General features: G+C 43.0%; 2 protein-coding genes. Both read left to right on the forward strand.

Annotated elements, in window-relative coordinates; all coding sequences use genetic code 11:
- A partial coding sequence (locus A3860_RS33060; protein ID WP_143774388.1) for a T9SS type A sorting domain-containing protein occupies window positions 1-607 on the forward strand: 607 nt, incomplete at its 5' end.
- Between the two features lie 352 nt (window positions 608-959).
- Complete coding sequence (locus A3860_RS33065) at window positions 960-2,912, forward strand: KUP/HAK/KT family potassium transporter (protein WP_081154805.1); 1,953 nt, start codon at window positions 960-962, stop codon at window positions 2,910-2,912.
- The last annotated feature ends 105 nt before the right edge of the window (window positions 2,913-3,017 follow it).

The following is a 3,017-nucleotide window of genomic DNA, read 5'->3' on the forward strand; positions in this document are numbered from 1 at the left end:
AGATGATGTAACTGTTACTGTAAATACCAACGCACCAAATGCGCCAACATTCTGCGCGGTTCAACCTTCGCTGTGCGGACCATCAACAGGCAGTATAACAATACTGAGCCCGCTTGGATCAGATTATGAGTATAGCATAGATAATGGTACAACCTGGCAGAGCAATCCGCTGTTCAGCCCGCTGGCTGCAGGTTCGGTAACCGGTATAAAGGTTAGAAAAATAAGTTCGGGTTGTATTTCATCAGCCGTTCTTTGTGATGCATCCAATTGTTCATCCGGAGCAAGATTAACAACCGGCACAGAAAACAACACGCAGACTTTAACCAATGACCTGAACATAGGTGGCCAACTTACCATCAAAGCGCTTCCCAATCCATTTAACAACAACGTTAAATTTTTGGTAACCGCTCCTGAAGCAGGCAATGGCAGTCTGGAAATGTTCAATATGCTTGGGCAAAAGGTTCGAACCATTTTCCAGGGGCACATTCAGCAGGGACCCAATACCTTCGAGGTAAGTCTGCCCTCACTGAAATCGGCCCAATTGGTCTATGTGCTGCGGGTAGGAAATAAAACAATAACAGGTAAGTTATTGCAGTTAAATCAATAATTTGTTCTATAGGTGTTATTATAAAAGTCCTCCGATTTATCGGGGGACTTTTTTTTAAAAAAACAATTGCGGCCATTCCACAGCCCTGGGGTCACCAATCGGGTGTTAGTGCAACTACCTGCCCTGCATAATACAAACCCTTTCATTTTGAAAAACCACCCTTTCAAAATGAAAGGGTTTTACTTTTAGCCCAATTGCCCACCTGAAATTTTCAATTGCGCAAACCCGCTACCTGGCTGCATTTGGCTTCCTCCTCCTGATTTTTTCCTGGCATGGCACACAATTGGCGCAAACGCCAGGGGCGTTGTGTGAACAACCCAAACTAATTTTTAATTTTTATACACGTACTGCTGTGAGCAAACAACTGGATAAGGTATCCCTGGCTGGCCTGTTAATTACTTTGGGAATCATTTATGGTGACATCGGCACTTCCCCACTCTATGTATTAAAAAGCATAATTGGAAGCCGGCCCGTAACCGACGAATTGATCTACGGCGGACTGTCGTGCGTTTTATGGACACTCACTTTACAAACCACTTTCAAGTATATCTTACTTACCCTGCAGGCCGATAATCGCGGCGAAGGAGGTATATTCTCCTTATTTGCATTGGTACGCCGGTACCGCCGCTGGTTATTTTTGCCGGCCATTATAGGCGCCGGTACGTTACTGGCCGATGGCATTATTACACCGCCCATTTCGGTATCCTCAGCCATCGAAGGACTGAACGGCGTGTCGGGTTTTGAAAAATTTATTGTTCCCGGAAATACATTGACGGTCAGCATTATTATAGGCATTCTCTCTCTCCTGTTTTTCTTTCAGCAATTTGGCACCAAGGTAGTAGGCAGTGCATTTGGCCCCATGATGCTCATCTGGTTTACGATGATCGGGGTTTTAGGCATCAACCAGATAGCGCATTACCCGCAGATCTTAAAAGCAATAAATCCTGTGTATGGATACAATTTGTTGGTACACTACCCCAATGGTTTCTGGTTACTGGGCGCCATTTTCCTTTGTACCACAGGTGCAGAAGCGTTATACTCAGATCTGGGGCACTGCGGTAAAAAGAATATCCAGGTGAGCTGGATCTTTGTAAAAACCACTTTACTGCTCAATTATTTTGGCCAGGGTGCGTGGGTGTTACTCCGTGGCAAATCTTCATTGAACGATCTGAATCCCTTTTATGAGATCATGCCACACGCCTTCCTGCTCATTGGTATCATTATTTCAACGGCAGCCACTATTATTGCCAGTCAGGCATTGATCAGCGGATCGTTCACCCTCATCAATGAAGCGGTGCGGTTGATCTTCTGGCCAAAAATTAAAGTAAAATATCCTACCGATATACGTGGCCAGATCTATATTCCAAGCATTAACTGGATCTTATGGATAGGCTGCGTTGCCGTAATGCTCTATTTCAGAGAATCGAGTCATATGGAAGCCGCTTATGGATTCTCCATCACCATTGCCATGCTGATGACCACCATACTGATGTTTTATTACATGAAGTTTCATAAGAAATGGCACATGATAATAATCAGCCTGGTTTTAATGGTATTTTTAACAGTTGAGATCTCTTTCTTTATTGCCAATGTAGCCAAGATCAAACAAAGATGGATGTTCCTGGTATTTGAAGTTGGCATAATTGGCGTAATGTATATCTGGTACAGGGCCCGGAAGATCAAGAACCGCTATGTTGAACTGGTTCGTTTGGAAGATTATATTCCAATGATCCTTTCAATAAGCCGCGACCGCTCGATCCCAAAATATACGAATCACCTGGTTTACTTAACAAGCTCCGATAACACCAAAGAAGTAGAGCATAAAATAGTACATTCCATTTTAGGCAAAGTACCCAAACGGGCAGATGTTTACTGGTTCGTGCATGTGCATACTACCGATGACCCCTATTTAAAGGAATACAAAGTGACCCATGTAATACCGAACAGCATCATACGCATTGAGTTAAGATTAGGCTTCCGCATCGATCCCGATGTACATTTGATGTTCCGCTATATTATAGCCGAATTGATACACAATAAAGAAGTGATCATTCCGGCGGGTTATGATGCTATGCATAAAAACAATCCTGTTGGCGATGTCCACTTCATTGTAATGGAAAAATATTTAAGCTCCGACAATGAATTACCAGTGGTTGAGCGGATGATCATGGATTTTTATTTCCGCCTGAAAAAAATAAGTTTATCAGAATCAAGAGGATTTGGATTAGACCCCGCGAATTTAACGGTTGAACAATTCCCCCTGATGGTTTCAGCGGTGCCTGAAATGCACTTAAAAAGAGTTTAATAGCAGCAATTGCAAACAGTTAATCGCTTTAATATATACGCAAATCGTTGATTTTTCAATAAATCTTTCATGATATGGTTCCGGGTAGAGCGGTTCGTTGCCTCC

It is taken from the genome of Niastella vici (assembly GCF_002077945.1).
Taxonomy (GTDB): domain Bacteria; phylum Bacteroidota; class Bacteroidia; order Chitinophagales; family Chitinophagaceae; genus Niastella; species Niastella vici.